The sequence below is a fragment of the Lentzea sp. NPDC006480 genome (assembly GCF_040611995.1).
Lineage (GTDB): Bacteria > Actinomycetota > Actinomycetes > Mycobacteriales > Pseudonocardiaceae > Lentzea.
The window spans coordinates 15,700-30,591 of the sequence record NZ_JBEXPJ010000043.1 but is presented as its reverse complement, the minus strand read 5'-3'; the positions used below and the strand labels follow the sequence as shown (position 1 = coordinate 30,591).

General features: G+C 69.6%; 16 protein-coding genes. 4 read left to right on the top strand and 12 right to left on the bottom strand.

From position 1 onward, the window contains the following. Positions 1–28 precede the first annotated feature (28 nt). From ABZX92_RS19190 to ABZX92_RS19170, 5 genes are all read right to left on the bottom strand, one after another. Entirely contained in the window at positions 29–940 is a 912-nt protein-coding gene (locus tag ABZX92_RS19190) for a Gfo/Idh/MocA family oxidoreductase (protein WP_355560779.1), read from the bottom strand. 4 nt (positions 941–944) lie between these two features. Beyond that, the gene (locus ABZX92_RS19185; protein ID WP_355560776.1) at positions 945–2,012 is read right to left on the bottom strand and encodes an ABC transporter permease; all 1,068 of its coding nucleotides are present in this window, start codon (positions 2,010–2,012) and stop codon (positions 945–947) included. 1 nt (position 2,013) lies between these two features. Then, positions 2,014–2,883 carry an ATP-binding cassette domain-containing protein gene (locus ABZX92_RS19180; protein ID WP_355560775.1) on the bottom strand — a complete coding sequence of 290 codons (870 nt, stop codon included), beginning with the start codon at positions 2,881–2,883 and terminating at the stop codon, positions 2,014–2,016. 76 nt (positions 2,884–2,959) lie between these two features. Continuing rightward, a complete protein-coding gene (gene fdhD, locus ABZX92_RS19175; protein WP_355560772.1) occupies positions 2,960–3,799 on the bottom strand; it encodes a formate dehydrogenase accessory sulfurtransferase FdhD in 840 nt (279 codons plus the stop codon). A 393-nt stretch (positions 3,800–4,192) separates the two neighbouring features. Beyond that, positions 4,193–5,440 carry an MFS transporter gene (locus tag ABZX92_RS19170; RefSeq protein WP_355560769.1) on the bottom strand — a complete coding sequence of 416 codons (1,248 nt, stop codon included), beginning with the start codon at positions 5,438–5,440 and terminating at the stop codon, positions 4,193–4,195. A 62-nt stretch (positions 5,441–5,502) separates the two neighbouring features. Between ABZX92_RS19170 and ABZX92_RS19165 the strand changes: the two genes are divergently transcribed. Beyond that, positions 5,503–6,687 carry a molybdopterin molybdotransferase MoeA gene (locus ABZX92_RS19165; protein WP_355560766.1) on the top strand — a complete coding sequence of 395 codons (1,185 nt, stop codon included), beginning with the start codon at positions 5,503–5,505 and terminating at the stop codon, positions 6,685–6,687. Here ABZX92_RS19165 and ABZX92_RS19160 read toward each other — a convergent pair. The 6 genes from ABZX92_RS19160 to pcaH are packed head-to-tail and all read right to left on the bottom strand — an operon-like array spanning position 6,684 to position 11,371. Then, the gene (locus ABZX92_RS19160; RefSeq protein WP_355560764.1) at positions 6,684–7,853 is read right to left on the bottom strand and encodes a 4-hydroxybenzoate 3-monooxygenase; all 1,170 of its coding nucleotides are present in this window, start codon (positions 7,851–7,853) and stop codon (positions 6,684–6,686) included. The genes ABZX92_RS19165 and ABZX92_RS19160 overlap by 4 nt on opposite strands. After that, positions 7,850–8,191, bottom strand: coding sequence for a carboxymuconolactone decarboxylase family protein (locus ABZX92_RS19155; protein WP_355560864.1), 342 nt, complete (start codon positions 8,189–8,191; stop codon positions 7,850–7,852). Before ABZX92_RS19155 ends, ABZX92_RS19160 begins: the two co-directional genes overlap by 4 nt. Continuing rightward, entirely contained in the window at positions 8,188–8,727 is a 540-nt protein-coding gene (locus tag ABZX92_RS19150; protein WP_355560762.1) for an alpha/beta hydrolase, read from the bottom strand. Before ABZX92_RS19150 ends, ABZX92_RS19155 begins: the two co-directional genes overlap by 4 nt. Beyond that, positions 8,717–10,171: a lyase family protein gene (locus tag ABZX92_RS19145; protein ID WP_355560759.1), complete on the bottom strand. Its 1,455-nt coding sequence runs from the start codon at positions 10,169–10,171 to the stop codon at positions 8,717–8,719. The genes ABZX92_RS19150 and ABZX92_RS19145 overlap by 11 nt, the downstream gene beginning before the upstream one ends. A gap of 2 nt (positions 10,172–10,173) precedes the next feature. Then, positions 10,174–10,662 carry a protocatechuate 3,4-dioxygenase subunit alpha gene (locus ABZX92_RS19140; RefSeq protein WP_355560757.1) on the bottom strand — a complete coding sequence of 163 codons (489 nt, stop codon included), beginning with the start codon at positions 10,660–10,662 and terminating at the stop codon, positions 10,174–10,176. Beyond that, positions 10,655–11,371, bottom strand: coding sequence for a protocatechuate 3,4-dioxygenase subunit beta (gene pcaH, locus ABZX92_RS19135; RefSeq protein ID WP_355560863.1), 717 nt, complete (start codon positions 11,369–11,371; stop codon positions 10,655–10,657). Before pcaH ends, ABZX92_RS19140 begins: the two co-directional genes overlap by 8 nt. Positions 11,372–11,690: 319 nt before the next feature. Between pcaH and ABZX92_RS19130 the strand changes: the two genes are divergently transcribed. Together ABZX92_RS19130 and ABZX92_RS19125 are read left to right on the top strand one after the other, a co-directional pair. After that, on the top strand, positions 11,691–12,452 hold the full coding sequence (locus tag ABZX92_RS19130; protein ID WP_355560755.1) for a TetR/AcrR family transcriptional regulator: 762 nt from the start codon (positions 11,691–11,693) through the stop codon (positions 12,450–12,452). Between the two features lie 66 nt (positions 12,453–12,518). Continuing rightward, positions 12,519–13,331, top strand: a complete 813-nt coding sequence (locus ABZX92_RS19125) for an alpha/beta hydrolase (RefSeq protein ID WP_355560752.1) — start codon at positions 12,519–12,521, stop codon at positions 13,329–13,331. Here the strand turns inward: ABZX92_RS19125 and ABZX92_RS19120 are convergent, their stop codons facing one another. Next, entirely contained in the window at positions 13,332–14,189 is an 858-nt protein-coding gene (locus ABZX92_RS19120; RefSeq protein ID WP_355560749.1) for a cellulose-binding domain-containing protein, read from the bottom strand. A gap of 247 nt (positions 14,190–14,436) precedes the next feature. On the opposite strand from ABZX92_RS19120, the gene ABZX92_RS19115 reads away from it, so the two are divergent. Continuing rightward, on the top strand, positions 14,437–14,847 hold the full coding sequence (locus ABZX92_RS19115; protein WP_355560746.1) for a ribonuclease domain-containing protein: 411 nt from the start codon (positions 14,437–14,439) through the stop codon (positions 14,845–14,847). The last annotated feature ends 45 nt before the right edge of the window (positions 14,848–14,892 follow it).

Here is a 14,892-nt window from a genome sequence, read left to right as displayed (position 1 = left end):
GCCGAACACGGTCAAACGCTTTTCCGCACTACCGCAGGAAGGCCTCGATCACCTGCGCCACCCGCAGCCCGCTCGCGAAGTCCGCCAGGTCGCGCGGATGCTCTCCACGCACTGCCTGCGCGAACAGCGTGAGCCGAGAGTAGTCCGAGCCGGTCTGCTTGAGGGGCAACGGTTCCCACGCGTCACCATCCGAAATGGACAGATCAGCCCACTGATCCAGGCGCAGCGAGCGTTCCGCGCCCCACACCGTCCACTCGTAGATCTCGGGCCCGGCCAGTCCGGAGAACGCCGACACGTGCACCGGCACACCACTCCCGCGCAGCAATCCGCGTGCCGCCACCTCGGCGGCACCGGTCTCGGGGAAGTCCGAGGACACCGCCTCCACCGTCAGCGGCCCGAGCACCCGGTCGGTCAGGTAGACGAAGTGCGACAACACCTCTCGGACGAACCCGCCCTGCTCGGACCGCGCGAGCCACGCCGCCTCCGCCTGGAACGCCCGCGGCCAGCGCGGGAACTGCAGCCTGATCTCCACGCCCCGCAGCACGCCGAGCTCCGGCAGCCGCCGTTCGATCTCGACCGTCGCGACCATGTCGGACAGCGCGAAGTTCACCGCGTTCGGCAGCCCCTCGGCGGCGGCGGCCATCGCGCGCGCCTCGTCGAGGTCGACCGCGAGCGGCTTCTCGCAGAACACCGCCTTGCCCGCCTTGAACGCCTTCAGCGTCAACTCGGCGTGCAGGGCGGGCGGAGTGGCGATGTACACCGCGTCCACTTCGGACAGCACGTCGTCCAGCGAGGTGACGACCGGGACGTCGAGCGTGCGGGGTACGACGTCGACGCCCGCGACCACGGTGTAGCCGGGATGGGCCTGCGCCGCCGTCAGCATCCGGGTGCCCATGGCGCCCAGGCCGACGACGGCGAGGCGAATCGGATCAGCGATCATGCGCCTATTCTGCCGGTGCCCAGGCCTTCGACAGCTTCACCCGCGCGCCGGTCTGCAACAGCGACCCGGTGTAGAGCCTGGAGGCGACCAGCAGGATCGCCACGACGGTCGCCGCGAGGACGCCGAGCGAGACCAGCGCCTCCCACGGCTGGGCCTGCTGCGCGAACATCCGCACCGGCATCGCCACCCCCGCGGTGAACGGCACGTACGACATCACGGCGAGCACCGCCGGGTTGTCGAAGAAGAACTGCACGCCGAAGTACGGGCCCATCACCGCGATCATCACGAGGCCCATCGTCGAGCCGAGGTCCTCCTGCCGGCTGACCAGCGCCCCCGCGACCGCCCACATCGACGAGATCAGCACGAACCCGAGCAGCAGGAACGGGATGAACCAGCCCAGCGCGGGCACGACCACCGCCAGGAGCTCGGACAACCCGGCCACCCGCAGTGCGATGGGTGCCGTTAGCGCTAACACGATCACCTGACCCATCGTCAGGATCACGTGGCCGAGGATCTTGCCCGCGAGCAGCGCCCGCACCGGCACGGTCGACACGAGGATCTCGACGATCCGGGTCTGCTTCTCGGTCACGGTGCTCTGCGCGATCGCCGCGCCGCCCATGCCGAACATCAGGAACACCAGCCCGAACACCAGCACGGTGACGAACCGCTGGTCGGAACTCACCGCGGACGGGTCCAGCAGCTCGACCGGCGGTGACGCGACGAGCTGGCGGATCACGTCGCCGGGCGGGTCGTTCAGCGCCAGGACCTTGATCCCGCTGCCGTCCGGGACGACCGCGGCCTCGACCTCGTCGGCCCTGATCAGGTCCGACGCGGTCTGCACGTCGGCGACCTCGCGGACGTCCAGCGCCTTGCCCTTGACCACCTGCACGGCCGAGCCGACCGCGGCGACCTTCGGGTCGTCGCCACCGAACACCGTCGGCAGCACTGTGAGCGCGAACAGTCCGGCGATCGTGACGACGAAACTGATCCAGAAGCCCTTGGTGCCGACGAGGGTCTTGATCTCGCGTTCGGCGACGAGCCAGGTCGCCTGCGCAAAAGTGGCTCGTGCCATGTCAGATCACTTCCTTGAAGATCTCGTCGAGCGTGGGCACCACCGGCGTGAACGAGCGGACCTCGCCGCGTCGCACGGCCTCGGCGAGCACCTGCTGCGGTTCGGCATCGAAGACCGCGCGCGGCCCGTCGAGGTCGAGGACCGTCACGCCGGGCACGTCGCGGACCCAGCCCGCGTCCTGCGCGACGACGATCTCGAAGCGGGCCGTAGCGTGCCGGTCGCGCAGCTCCTCGCGTGATCCGGCGGCAGCGATCCGTCCCTTTGAGATGATCACGACGTCGTCGCAGAGCCGTTCCACGATCGCCAGCTGGTGGCTCGAGAACAGCACCGGCACCCCGCTCGCGGCCCGCTTGCGCAGCACGTCGAGCACGGTCTCGACGGCGATCGGGTCGAGGCCGGAGAACGGCTCGTCCAGGATCAGCACGTCCGGGTCGTGCACCAGCGCGGCGGCGATCTGCACGCGCTGCTGGTTGCCGAGCGACAGCTGCTCCAGCCGGTCGTTCGCGCGGCCGGTGAGCTCCAGGTCGTCGAGCAGCTGGTCGGTGTTGCGCTGCGCGACCGTCCTTTCGACACCGTGCAGCCGCCCGAGCCAGGTGATCTGGTCGCGCACCTTCATCTTCGGGTAGAGGCCGCGTTCTTCCGGCATGTAGCCGAAGTGCGGCCGCGTCTGCGGCGTGATCTCGGTCCCCCGCCAGCTCACCGCACCCCCGTGCGCGGCGAGCACCCCCAGCACGATCCGCATCGTGGTCGTCTTGCCGGACCCGTTGGCGCCCAGGAAGCCCGTCATGCGGCCGGGCCGCACGTCGAAGCTCACCTCGTCGAGCACTTTCAGGTCGCCGAAGCTCCGGCTGATCCCCCTGACAGTCAACATGGAGGGAAATTTAGGCGGCCGCGGCGAAGATCGCGTCCGCCGTGAGGCATCCTCCTCGCGGAGGACGCTGTTCGGACTAGCGCGCTCCGACCGCGAGGCCGAGGCGGTGGCCTCCTGTGTAGACGTTCATCGAGGTGCCCCTGAGGAACCCGACCAGGGTCAGGCCCATCTCCTCGGCCAGGTCAGCCGCGAGCGACGACGGCGCGGACACCGCCGTGAGCACCGGAATCCCGGCCATGACCGCCTTCTGCACCAGCTCGAACGACGCCCGGCCGCTGACCATCAGCACGGTGCCGGTGAGCGGCAGGCGTCCGGTCCGGGTGGCCCAGCCGACGACCTTGTCGACCGCGTTGTGCCGGCCGACGTCCTCGCGGAGGCACAGCAGGTTTCCGTCCGCGTCGAAGAGGCCGGCCGCGTGCAGGCCGCCGGTCTTGTCGAAGACCCGTTGCGCCGTGCGGAGTTTCGCCGGGAACTCGGTGATCAGCTTGGGGTTCAGTCGGATCGGGTCCGCCGCGACCTGCCACGTCGCGGTCGTCCGCACGGCGTCCAGGCTCGCCTTGCCGCACAACCCGCAGGACGACGTGGTGTAGAAGTTGCGCTCGATCGACGGGTCGGGCGGCGCGACGCCTTCCGCGAGGCCGACGTCGAGCACGTTGTAGGTGTTGCCGCCGTCGGCCGTGGCGCCCGCGCAGTAGCGGATGTTCGCGATGTCAGAGGGGTTGCGCACCACGCCTTCGCTGACCAGGAATCCCGCCGCGAGGTCGAAGTCGTCACCCGGCGTGCGCATGGTCACGGCGAGCGCCTTGCCCCGCACGCGGATCTCCAGCGGTTCCTCGACCGCCAGCGTGTCCGGCCGCGCGGCGGCCGCGTCGTCCACCAGCCGCACCACGCGCCGCCTGCTCGTCACTCGTCCCATGCCCAGCCTCCCTGCAGATCGCGACGCATTCGTCCAGCAAGCGCCGCAACACCTCGTCCCCGCGCAAGGCCCGCACCGCCCTCGCGACCTTCCAGTCGCGCGGCCACCACCTCGGAGCATTGGTGCCGCTTCTCCTCAGGCAGTGCGCGGTGATCTGCTGCGCTGCCTTCGCCTTCTCCGTCCCGATCAACCTGGTGGCGAACGGCAGCAACTTGCGCCGTCCATCCTCTGTGGACTGATCGTTGACGCACCGCGCCACGCACGCCAGCACCGGGTGCACGCAGGCGGGCCGGTCCGACCACACCTCGCCCGCGAGCACCGACGTCAGCTCCATCAGGCAACAACCTTCGGACGGCGTCTGGTGCCACCCTTTCGTGAGCCTCGGCACCCGGCTCACAGGCGCGGCCTTCCCGGCTGCGACAGCTGCCTCGTGAGCACCGAGCCCGCCAGGCCGAGCACTCCGGCCGCGACGAACGCGAACGTCGGCCCCTGCGACACCAGGACCATCGCCGCGATCAGTGCTCCCGCTGCCTTCGCCGTGTAGAGGACGCCGAAGTTCCGCGCGCCGTTCGTCTCGCCGAAGTACTCCCTGGTGAGGCCGACCAGCAACGAGTAGCAGCACCCGGTGCCGAGGCCCGCCAGCGCGGCCCCGATGAGCAGCCCCGTGACGTTCTGGGAGTACAGCAACACGAACTGCGCCACACCTCCGGTGGCCAACGTCCAGACGAGCGCCTTCCTGCGCCCGATCTTGTCCGAGATCCACCCGACCAGCACACGTCCGGTGCCCGTGGCCGCGGCGAGCGTGGCGAGGGCGATGACACCGAGCACCTTGCTGCCCACGAACAGCGGCAGGTAAGCCAAGTCGTAGAGCGACACCGCCGCCGCGAACGCCACACCGCCGTACAGCCACCAGAACGTGCCGCACCGCATGGCCTCGTGCGTCCGGAACTCCTTGAGCGCGAACCGGTTCGGCACTCGCGCCCGGTCCAGTGCCCACTCGCGCGGCGGGACGTGCGCAGGCCACCAGTGCTCGGGCGGGTCCTTCATCAACGCCCCGGCGACGGCTGTGGCGGCGACGATCGCGATCGCCGTTTGCGTGAGGAAGCCGGTCACGTTCTGCAGAAGGAGGCCGGTGGCCAGCGCGAACGGCACCGACCCGTAGGCGAACGCGCCGCTGACGAACGCGACCTTCCTGGTGACGCGCTCCGGATACCAGCGGACGATCGTGCCGAGGCACGTCGCGTAGATCAACCCCGCGCCGATGCCGCCGAGCACGGCGTACCCGACGAGCTGCCCCCGCCCGAGCGTGAAGAACCCCGCGCCGGTGAGGATCGCGCCGATCCACATGGCTCCGGTGGAGGTCAGTCTCTTCTGCTCACGCAGCCACGCCGCCGGAAACGCCGTGCCCGCCTGGCACACCGTCCACAACGCCAGCGCCCAGAACAACTCCGGAACACTCCACCGGTCCTGCAACTGCGGGATCAACGCGCCGAAGCCGTACTGCCCGATGCCGGCCGCGAGCATCGCCGCCCAAGCCGCCCACAACACCGTGCGGCGCGAGCGCCCCGACACCTCGACGTCGGTCTCCCCCACCCGGTAGAGCCTGCCGACGTGATCACGTACGTAAGTCGCGACTGGCATGCCCTTCACCCCGTCCCGAGGATTGCATACAGTATGAGGTAGGCTATACCACGGGAGCCGCGATGGACATGCCCTGGAATCTCGCCCGCGAGACGGCCCGCCTGGCCGCCAAGCCGCTGGAGGGTCTTGAACTGCCCTTGCCGGATGCTCTCGGCCTGGCGCTGGCCGCCGGCGTGCAGGCGTTGGCCAGCCAGCCGACGTGCGACACCTCGGCGATGGACGGCTACGCGGTGTCCGGTCCCGGCCCGTGGACGATCGTGGGGCGGGTGGCCGCCGGAGATGCCGTGCCCGAGGTGCGACTCGGGGCCGGTGAGGCGTTCGGGGTGGCGACCGGGGCGCCGGTGCCGGACGGGTCGGACTCGGTGATCCCGGTGGAGCTCTGCTCGGTCTCGGAGTTGTCCACCACCGGCAATGACCTGCGCCGCGGCCCGGCGAATCCCCCACCCGGCCACCGCGATGCGACGAACCTCTTACCTGGCAAGCACATCCGCCGCCGCGGCGAGGACTGGTCAGCAGGCGACGAGCTCGTCCCCGCCGGTTCCCTCGTCACCCCGGCGCTTCTGGGCCTGGCCGCGGGTGCGGGCCACGACTCCCTCCTCGTCCACCGCCGCCCGCGCGCAGCCGTGATCGTGACCGGCGACGAACTCCTCCAAGCGGGCCCACCCCGCCCAGGCCGGGTCCGCGACGCCATCGGCCCGATGCTCCCCGGCCTCCTCACCGGAGCCGACCTCCTGGGCACCACCCACCTGCGCGACGACCCGTCCGCCCTCGTCGACGCCCTGATCTCCGACGCGGCCGATGTCCTCGTCACGTGCGGCGCCACCTCGGTCGGCCCGGCGGACCACCTCCGCCGAGTGCTGGCCGGCCTCGACGCCGAGATCCTCGTCAGCGGAGTCGCCTGCCGCCCGGGCCACCCGATGCTGCTCGCAGTCCTGCCCGACGGCCGCTGCGTCGTCGGCCTGCCGGGCAACCCGTTCGCCGCCCTCGCCGCCGTGCTGACCCTGCTCCGGCCACTCCTCGACACCCTCAGCGGCCGCACCGTCCGCCCACCCATCACCGCGTGGCTGGGCGATGTGAACGCTCACCCCGGAGACACCCGCCTGATCCCGGTCACCAGAACCGGAGCCGAAGCCGTCCCCGTGGGCCACGACCGCCCCGGCTCGCTGTGGGGCGCCGCGCTGGCCGACGCCCTCGCCGTGGTCCCGCCAGGACACCGAGGCGGAGAGGTCGAGCTGCTGCCGTTCTAGGCAGGCCAGCAGCCGGTGTAGCCCTCGGCCAGGAACCGCGACCCCGCCTCCGACCCGACCACCGACCGCAGCTCACCCAGCTGCCGCCGCACGTCGAAGTCGGTCGCGCCGGGCAGCGCGTGCAGCATCGTCGTCATCCAGTAGGAGAAGTGCTGCGCCTTCCACACCCGGTCCAGCGCCCGCGGCCCGTATTCGTCCAGCGCGTCGCGGTCGTTCTTGAGCAACGCCCGTTCGATCACCTCGGCGAGCACGCGCACATCCGCCAGCGCCAGGTTGAGGCCCTTCGCGCCGGTCGGCGGCACGGTGTGGGCGGCGTCGCCGGCGAGCAGGAGGTTGCCGTGCCGCATGGGTTCCGCGACGAACGACCGGAACCGCAGCACCGTCTTCTCGGTGATCGGCCCTTGCTGCAACGAGAACCCGTCCGGCCCGGCCACCCGTGCCTGCAGCTCCTCCCAGATCCGGTCGTCGGACCACGAGGCGGGATCGGTCTCCGGGTCGCACTGGAAGTACATCCGCTGATGCGTCTCGGTCCGCTGGCTGATCAACGCGAACCCGCGCGGCGAGTGCGCGTACACGAGCTCCGGCGCACTGCGCGGCGCCTCCGTGATGATCCCGAACCACGCGAACGGGTACTCGCGGAAGCTGTGCGTGCGCACCGCTTCCGGCACCTCGGCGCGGCAGACCGACCGCGACCCGTCCGCTCCGACGATCACCTCACATCGCACTTCCTGGCGCACGCCATCACTGTCGACGAACCGGATCGCGGGCTCGTTGATGTCCACCGTGGTAGCGCTGACACCGAACCGCACATCGCCGCCGTCACGGGCGCGAGCATCAGCCAAGTCCACGAACACGTCGGTCTGCGGGTACAGCCACACCGACTCGCCGACCAGAGCCCGGAAGTCGACTCGATGGCTCTCGCCGCCGAACCGCAGATCGATGCCCTCGTGCGGATGCCCGTCGCGCAGCACGCGGTCCGACACCCCGGTGTCCACGAGCAGCCGGGCGCTGTCGGCCTCCAGGATGCCCGCGCGGATCGTGTTCTCGATCTCCACGCGCGTCCTGTTGTCGATAACAACGCTGTCGATCCCGTTGAGCGACAACAGGTGCGAGAGCATCAACCCGGCCGGCCCGCCGCCGACGATGCCGACCTGCGTGCGCGTCACGACTCCTCCTTCAGAACCTCACGAGCCACCGCGAACGCGTGGTTGGCCGCGGGCACACCGCAGTAGATCGCGCTCTGCAAGATCACCTCGCCGATCTCCTCGACGCTCAGCCCGTTCCGCCGCGCCGCCGAGACGTGCAACTTGAGCTCGTCCCAATGCCCGCGCGCGATCAACGCCGTCAACGTGATGGCACTCCGCATCCGCCGATCCAGCCCGGGCCGGGTCCAGATCTCGCCCCACGCGTACCGGGTGATGAAATCCTGGAAGTCCCGCGTGAACTCGTCCGGCGCGGCCCGGTCCACATGCGCGTCGCCGAGCACCTCGCGCCGAACCTTCATGCCGTCGTCGTAGGACACCGCATCTCCTCAAGCACCCGGACCAACACCGCCGCCAGCGCAGGCGACACCACGTCGTGCAACTCCCGCACCGGCTTGACCGCGACCCCCGCCCGATAACGAGCCAACGCCGCACAAGCCAGCGCGTACGACTTCTCATCCACGTCGACCACACCCGGCCCCTGCTCGCCGAGACACACGACCGCCTCGAACGAACACTCGCCTCGCGCGGCCAGCTCACGCCCGACCGCACCCCCGAACGAGCCACCGGCATGCGCAACCCGTCGCCCGCCCGCCAACGCCCCAACGCGCGCACACAGTTCATCCGCGATGTCCTGCACGGTGAACGCCCCGTCCGCCGCACACCCGGAACCATGGCCCGGCAGGTCCCACCCGATCACCTCGAAGCCGCCGGCCAGCACCATCGCGCAGTCCCGCCACTGCGACGCCACGGACATCCCGACCGCGGGACCGACGACCAGCACCCGCTCGGAGAACTCCGACCCCGCAAGCCGCGTCAGGCTCAGCTCAGTCGCCATTTCTGTCAGACCCCTCTGAGACGATTGGGATGGGGACCTCGTGCTCCCCCCGGAGGGGCTCCAATCGGGATCGATTCCGAGCGAGCACCGCGTCGACGAACGCCTCCGCGGCCCCGAGATAGGTGGCCGGATCAGCGCCGCCACCACGAGGAGCCAGCAGCTGCCCACCGGCCGCATCAGCTGCGTCACCACGCTCGACCGACTGCTCCCCACGAACCGGATCCGCACCACCGCCATGCTCGGTCGGCAGGTCCCCGCCAGCCGGATCCGCACCACCGCCACGCGGCGCCTGCAGCTCCCCGCCAGCCGGATCCGCACCGCCACCACGCGGCGCCTGCAACTCCCCACCAGCCGGATCCGCACCGCCACCACGCGGCGCCTGCAACTCCCCACCAGCCGGATCCGCGCCGCCACGCTCAGCCAGCAGTTCACCCGCCGCCGAAGCCGCCCGCCGCGCCATCACGTCCGCGTGCACCTCAAGCCCCTCGACCAGCTCAGCCGCCTGCGAAGCCGCCACCACCGCGAGCTCCATCAGCGCCCGCAGCGCCGGCCACTCCGCGTGCCACGCCCCGTCCGGCCGTTCGTCCACCGCCCGCGCCGCACACAGGTGCAGCTGCGCCCCGAGCTGCGGAGCCTGCAAGCCGGCGCTGTTCACCAGCACCGACAGCACCGGATTCCTCTTGTGCGGCATGGTCGACGACCCACCCCGCCCGGCCACCGCACCCTCGGACACCTCACCGATCTCGGGCCGCCCCAGCGTCAGCACATCGGCAGCCATCACCCCGAGCGCGTCGCACACCCGCACCAACGCGTCGCCGACGCGCGTCACCGGCGCCCGATACGTGTGCCAGGGCAATCCCGGCCACACCAACCCCAGAAACCCGGCAAAAGCCGAGGCACCGGCCTGAGGATCGACGAGGGAAGCCGCCCGCGACAACGTCCCCGCCGCACCCCCGCACTGCACCGGCAACCCAGCGGACACAACGGAAAGCTCGTCCAGCGAGTCCAACACCCCGACGAGCCACCGAGCCGCCTTCAGCCCGAACGTGATCGGCACCGCGAACTGCGTCAACGTCCGCCCGGCCATGACACTCGACCGATGCTCAGCGGCCAGCGACCCAAGCGCGGCAGCAACCCGCGACAAATCAGCAGAAACCTGCGAAAACACCGCACGCGCCAACAACATCAGCGCGGTGTCGAGCACGTCCTGACTCGTCAGTCCAGTGTGGACAGGACCGGAAACCCGAGCACGCAACGCCGAAACCAGTGGCAGCACCGGATTCCCGGCGGCCTCGACCTCGACAGGGTCCAGCGAAGGAACCCACGACCCCAGCGAGACCGAGGTCCCCAGCACCCGAGCCCACGCCACCTCGACGTCCAGCAGAGCCCGGACCAGTGCGGCGTCGTCCACCAGTCCGGCAGCGCGATACGACCCGGGCAGCACGGTCAGCTCCGCGGAAACGTGAAGAAGGGCGTCTCGGACGGCCCCTGCAGGTGAATGTCGAACCGCAGCCGCCCGTCGGACTCCCGCGCGGCCGTCAACCCGTCCAGATCGGCCCCCGGCAGGTAGATCCGCGTGAACAACCGGTCGAGCAACCCGCGCGCGAACACCGTCACCGCGAAGAACGGCGCCCCCGGCTCAACGGTGCTGAACCAGTAGTGCCCGGCAGAATCCGTGCAGCACCGCCCCCAACCGGTGAAGCCGGCACCCCGCCGCCGCAACGACCCGCCGACAGCGGGCACCACGCCGGCCGCGTCGGCCTGCCGGATCTCGATCATCGCGTCCGGCACCACGTCCCCGGCGCCGTCGTACACATATCCGTGCAGCACCACGGATCCAGCCGCCCCGAACGGCACCAGCTCGGCATCGCCGGGATAGGCCAGAGCGTGGTGGAAGAACGGCCCGACGGTCTGCCCAGGCGTCGCTTCAGTCATCGGACGGCTCCAGGTAGGTCGCGTGGCTGCCGGTCAGCACGATGTCCCAGCGGTACCCGAGCAACCACTCGTGCTCGGACCGCGAGTGGTCGTACGAGGCGATCAGCCGTTCCAGAGCACCCGGCGAGGAGATCGACTGCGCGATCGGGTCCAGCGACAGCAACTGGTCGCCAGGGAAGTACATCTGCGTGATCAGCCGCTGCGTGAAGTCGGTGCCGAACAACGAGAAGTGGATGTGCGCGGGCCGCCAGGCGTTGTGGTGGTTGCGCCACGGATAAGGCCCCGGCTTGATCGATGTGAATGAATACCAACCGTCGTCGTCGGTCAGACACCGCCCCACACCGGTGAAGAACGGATCCAGCGGCGCCGGATGCTGATCGCCCTGGTGCGAGTAGCGCCCAGCGGCGTTGGCCTGCCAGATCTCGACGAGCTGACGTCGCACCGGCCGCCCGTCGCCGTCCAGCACCCGGCCGTGCACGCGGATGCGTTCGCCGATGGGCTCGCCGCCGCGCTGGATCGTCAGGTCGGACTCGACGGGGTCGACGTCGGAGTGGCCGAACACCGGGGCGAGCAGCTCGGCGCCCTCCGGATCGACCAGCTGCCGGTCCTTGGTCGGGTGACGCAGCAACGTGCTGCGGTACGGCGGGAAGTCCAGCAGCGGCGCACCCCTCGGTGAGTCGGCCTGGATCTTCGCGATCTCGTCGCTGATCTCGTGCTGACTGGTCGTCACGAGATCGAACGCTAGGGACGCGCACCGCACGCCGTCGACCGTAGGCTTCCACTGAGCGGAAGGAAGTCCCCATGGCAGGGAACACCTCGGTGCCGGGCGCGACCGTGGTGGCGCGCACGATCGCGTTGCTCGCCGCGTTCGACGAGGAACATCCCCGGCTCACCCCTCACTGAGCTCAGCCAGCGCGCCGACCTGCCACTCACCACCCCTCGCGCCCGTCCAGACCGACCTGCGCCGCCTCGCCTCGCCGTTCCTGCACGACCTCTGTGCCGGCACGCTCGCCACCGTCCACCTCGGTGTGCGCGACAAGCTCAAGGTCCTCTACCTCGACCGCACGACCCCGTACACGATCACCCAGCCCGCCCGGCTCAAGCACAACTCGACCGCATCCTCGACGACGGCTACGCCACCACCTGCGGGTCCCGGCGCACGGCATCGAGCGCAACCTGGCTTGACGAATCCCGAGACGACCGCTCATATTGGAAGGATGCCCAGGGCCAGCGTGCGGGAGCAGATCGTCGACGCCGCATACGAGCAGTTCCACCGCCACGGATACAACGCCGCGGGCGTCAAGCTGATCACCGACAGCGCGGGAGTCCCGAAGGGCTCGTTCTACAACCACTTCGAGAGCAAGGAAGCGCTCGCTCTCGTCGTGATGGACCGCTACGGCGAGTCCCGCCACCTCGAAACGCTGGCGGACAAGAAAAAGGCACCGCTGACACGACTGCGCGAGCACTTCGAGTTCCTCGCCAAGGACATCGTCGACTTCGGCTACGAACGCGGCTGCGTCTACGGCAACTTCAGCACAGAGGCGGCCGACCACATCCCGGCGATCCGCGAGGGCGTCCGGGGCGGCTTCGACCACTGGGCCGCCGCGATCACGGCCGCGATCCGCGAGGCGCAGGAGGACGGGTCGATCACCTCGACCCAGGATCCCGAGACGCTCGGCCGGTTCCTGGTCAACGCCTGGGAAGGCGCGATCGTGGGCGAACGAGCGGCGAAGGACGGCTCGTCGTTCGCCGCGTTCTTCACCATCGCGTTCGACACCCTCCTCCGCTAGACCCGTGAAAATGACCGGTCGTCTCAAACTCTTGACGAAGCTAAGACGACCGGTCATATTGAAGTCATGACACAGATCCAGCCCCGCTTCCGCACCATCGACGGTCTGTCGATCCGGTACGCCGAGAGCGCCAAGAACAAGCCATCCGCCCTGCTCTTCAGCCCGTGGCCGGAGAGCATCTACGCCTACGACGCGACCTGGTCACGTCTTGCTGAGCACGCTCACCTGATCGCGGTCGACCTGCCCGGCTTCGGACACTCCGAGCTGCGCGCGGACCTGCTGACCCCGAAGGCGATGGGCGAGTTCATCGTGAAGATCGCCGACGCGTTCGGTCTCGAAAAACCGCACGCCGTCGGACCGGACGTCGGCACCAGCGCGGTGTTGTTCGCCGCGGCCACGAACCCCGGCCGGTTCCGCAGCGTCGTCGTCGGCAGCGGCGGCGCGCTCGTGCCCACCGATCTGGGCAGCCCGCTGCACGACTGGGTGCACGACGAGGACATCTCGCAGTACCGGGCGATGGGCCCGAAGGACGTCGTGAACGTCGCGATGGACGCGATCGACGGCTACGAGCTGCCCGACGTGGTCCGGCAGGACTACCTCGCCGCGTACCAGGGCACGCGGTTCTACGAGCAGATGGCGTACGTGCGCGCGTACCCGACCCAGCTCAAGGAACTGGCCGAGTTGCTGCCCACCATCACCACGCCGGTCCAGCTGCTCAACGGCAAGAACGACCCGGTGGTGCCGCCGTCGAACGTCGAGTTCCTGCACGGCAAGCTGCCGAACAGCAAGCTCGACGTGATCGACGCCGGGCACTTCGCCTGGGAGGAGAACGCGGACGAGTACGCCCGCGTGGTCACCGAGTGGTGGCAGAAGAACTGATCACCCGGCAGTGCAGGTCGCGCCGTTCAGCGTGAACGCCGACGGCACCGAGTTCGCGCCGTTCACCGACCCGTTGAACCCCAGCGACACCGAGCCGTCGGCCACGATCAGCGCGGTGTAGCCGGCGTTGGTAACGCTCACATCCGAGCCGGACTGGGACGACGTGGCGTTCCACATCTGCGTCACCTTCTGGCCGTCGGGGAACCGCCAGCGCAACGTCCAGCCGTCGATCAACGCACCGCTGACGTTGCGCACGGTCACCTCCGCCTGGAACGAACCGGGCCAGGTGCTGTTGACCCGGTACACGACAACGCACGGCGGCGAGGGCGGCGCCGGCGGTGTCCGAGTTTCCTGAGGTGGCTTGGCGGAATCAGCAGGGGGCGGGGGCGGAGGAGTCGTCGAGGCCGGACACTCCTTCCCCCACAGCCCGAGCTTTCCCTTCGACGCCTTGGACTCCGCGTCCATCATCGGGCCGCCGTCCACGCCGGTGGTGCGCAGGATGCCGTTCTTCACGGCCAGCAGCGCGTAGTCCATGCCGTCCTCCATCCGCAGCGTCACCTCACCGGGCGTGATGCTGCCGACGTGGACCTCCTTGTCCAGCAACGTCTTCGTGGCGAACTCCAGGGCAGCGGCGGCAGCGCACGACGACGGTTCGGCCAGCAGCGAGATGCGGGCCTTCGTGCCGTCGGCGAGCTCGACGGTGCGGCCGTCGACCACGGCACGGACCTTTGTGGACGCCTCCTTCTCCGGCGACGGGGACGAGACCTGCGGTGCTGCCTTGGGCATGCCGCCCTGCTCGGCCGTGCAGGCCGCGGTGAGCAGGGTCAACAGCACCAAGAGGTGTTTCCGTGCTGCCATTGGACAAACTTATCGGCGGTGGCAGCGCGCGCAATCCGCTGTTCGGAGTTGATCAACTGGGGCGTTCGGGGCCAAGGCGGGTGGAATCGGCGTGGTTGCTCCAAGACCACCCACCGCATCCACAACTGTGCGAACGTGAAGAGGCCACAGTCGGCGTTGCACGAATGGTTCCCTGCCGTTCACCGGCTGGTGGTGATCAACAGAAAAGATCACGACATCCAGGTTCCCTGCCGATGGAGGTCTTGAAGTGCACACCCTGCAACCGCACTGGACACGTCGCCTGCTCGCCGCTCTCGCCATCGTCGCGTCCGTTTTCAGCGTGACCACGGTCGTCGCGCCCGCCGCGGACGCCGCCGTCTACGGCTCCTGCACCCAGTCCCGCTGTTCGGCGGCCCGCTCCGCCAGGGACATCTGGGCCTCGAAGGGCTGGCCGACCTCGAGCGGCTGGTACAGCTGGCCGACCGGGCAGTACAACTACACCGGCGGCACGTTCTCGAACCGCGAGCGCCAGCTGCCGCTGAACGACACCTACTCGGAGTACGACGTCTACCCGCGCGCCCGCAATGCCGCCCGGGACGCGTACCGGATCGTCCGCGACCGCAACAACGGCGTCGTGTACTTCTCGCCGGACCACTACTCGAACTTCTACAAGCTGTAGAACTTCACCGGGCGCTGCGGTCGAGCCACGACCGCGGCGCCCATC

What these genes read in the sequence shown, in the direction of transcription:
- ABZX92_RS19190 (WP_355560779.1), bottom strand. Translation starts at nt 940, where the DNA reads ATGATCGCTGATCCGATTCGCCTCGCCGTCGTCGGCCTGGGCGCCATG.
- ABZX92_RS19185 (WP_355560776.1), bottom strand. Translation starts at nt 2,012, where the DNA reads ATGGCACGAGCCACTTTTGCGCAGGCGACCTGGCTCGTCGCCGAACGC.
- ABZX92_RS19180 (WP_355560775.1), bottom strand. Translation starts at nt 2,883, where the DNA reads ATGTTGACTGTCAGGGGGATCAGCCGGAGCTTCGGCGACCTGAAAGTG.
- fdhD (WP_355560772.1), bottom strand. Translation starts at nt 3,799, where the DNA reads ATGGGACGAGTGACGAGCAGGCGGCGCGTGGTGCGGCTGGTGGACGAC.
- ABZX92_RS19170 (WP_355560769.1), bottom strand. Translation starts at nt 5,440, where the DNA reads ATGCCAGTCGCGACTTACGTACGTGATCACGTCGGCAGGCTCTACCGG.
- ABZX92_RS19165 (WP_355560766.1), top strand. Translation starts at nt 5,503, where the DNA reads ATGGACATGCCCTGGAATCTCGCCCGCGAGACGGCCCGCCTGGCCGCC.
- ABZX92_RS19155 (WP_355560864.1), bottom strand. Translation starts at nt 8,191, where the DNA reads ATGAAGGTTCGGCGCGAGGTGCTCGGCGACGCGCATGTGGACCGGGCC.
- ABZX92_RS19150 (WP_355560762.1), bottom strand. Translation starts at nt 8,727, where the DNA reads ATGGCGACTGAGCTGAGCCTGACGCGGCTTGCGGGGTCGGAGTTCTCC.
- ABZX92_RS19140 (WP_355560757.1), bottom strand. Translation starts at nt 10,662, where the DNA reads ATGACTGAAGCGACGCCTGGGCAGACCGTCGGGCCGTTCTTCCACCAC.
- ABZX92_RS19125 (WP_355560752.1), top strand. Translation starts at nt 12,519, where the DNA reads ATGACACAGATCCAGCCCCGCTTCCGCACCATCGACGGTCTGTCGATC.
- ABZX92_RS19120 (WP_355560749.1), bottom strand. Translation starts at nt 14,189, where the DNA reads ATGGCAGCACGGAAACACCTCTTGGTGCTGTTGACCCTGCTCACCGCG.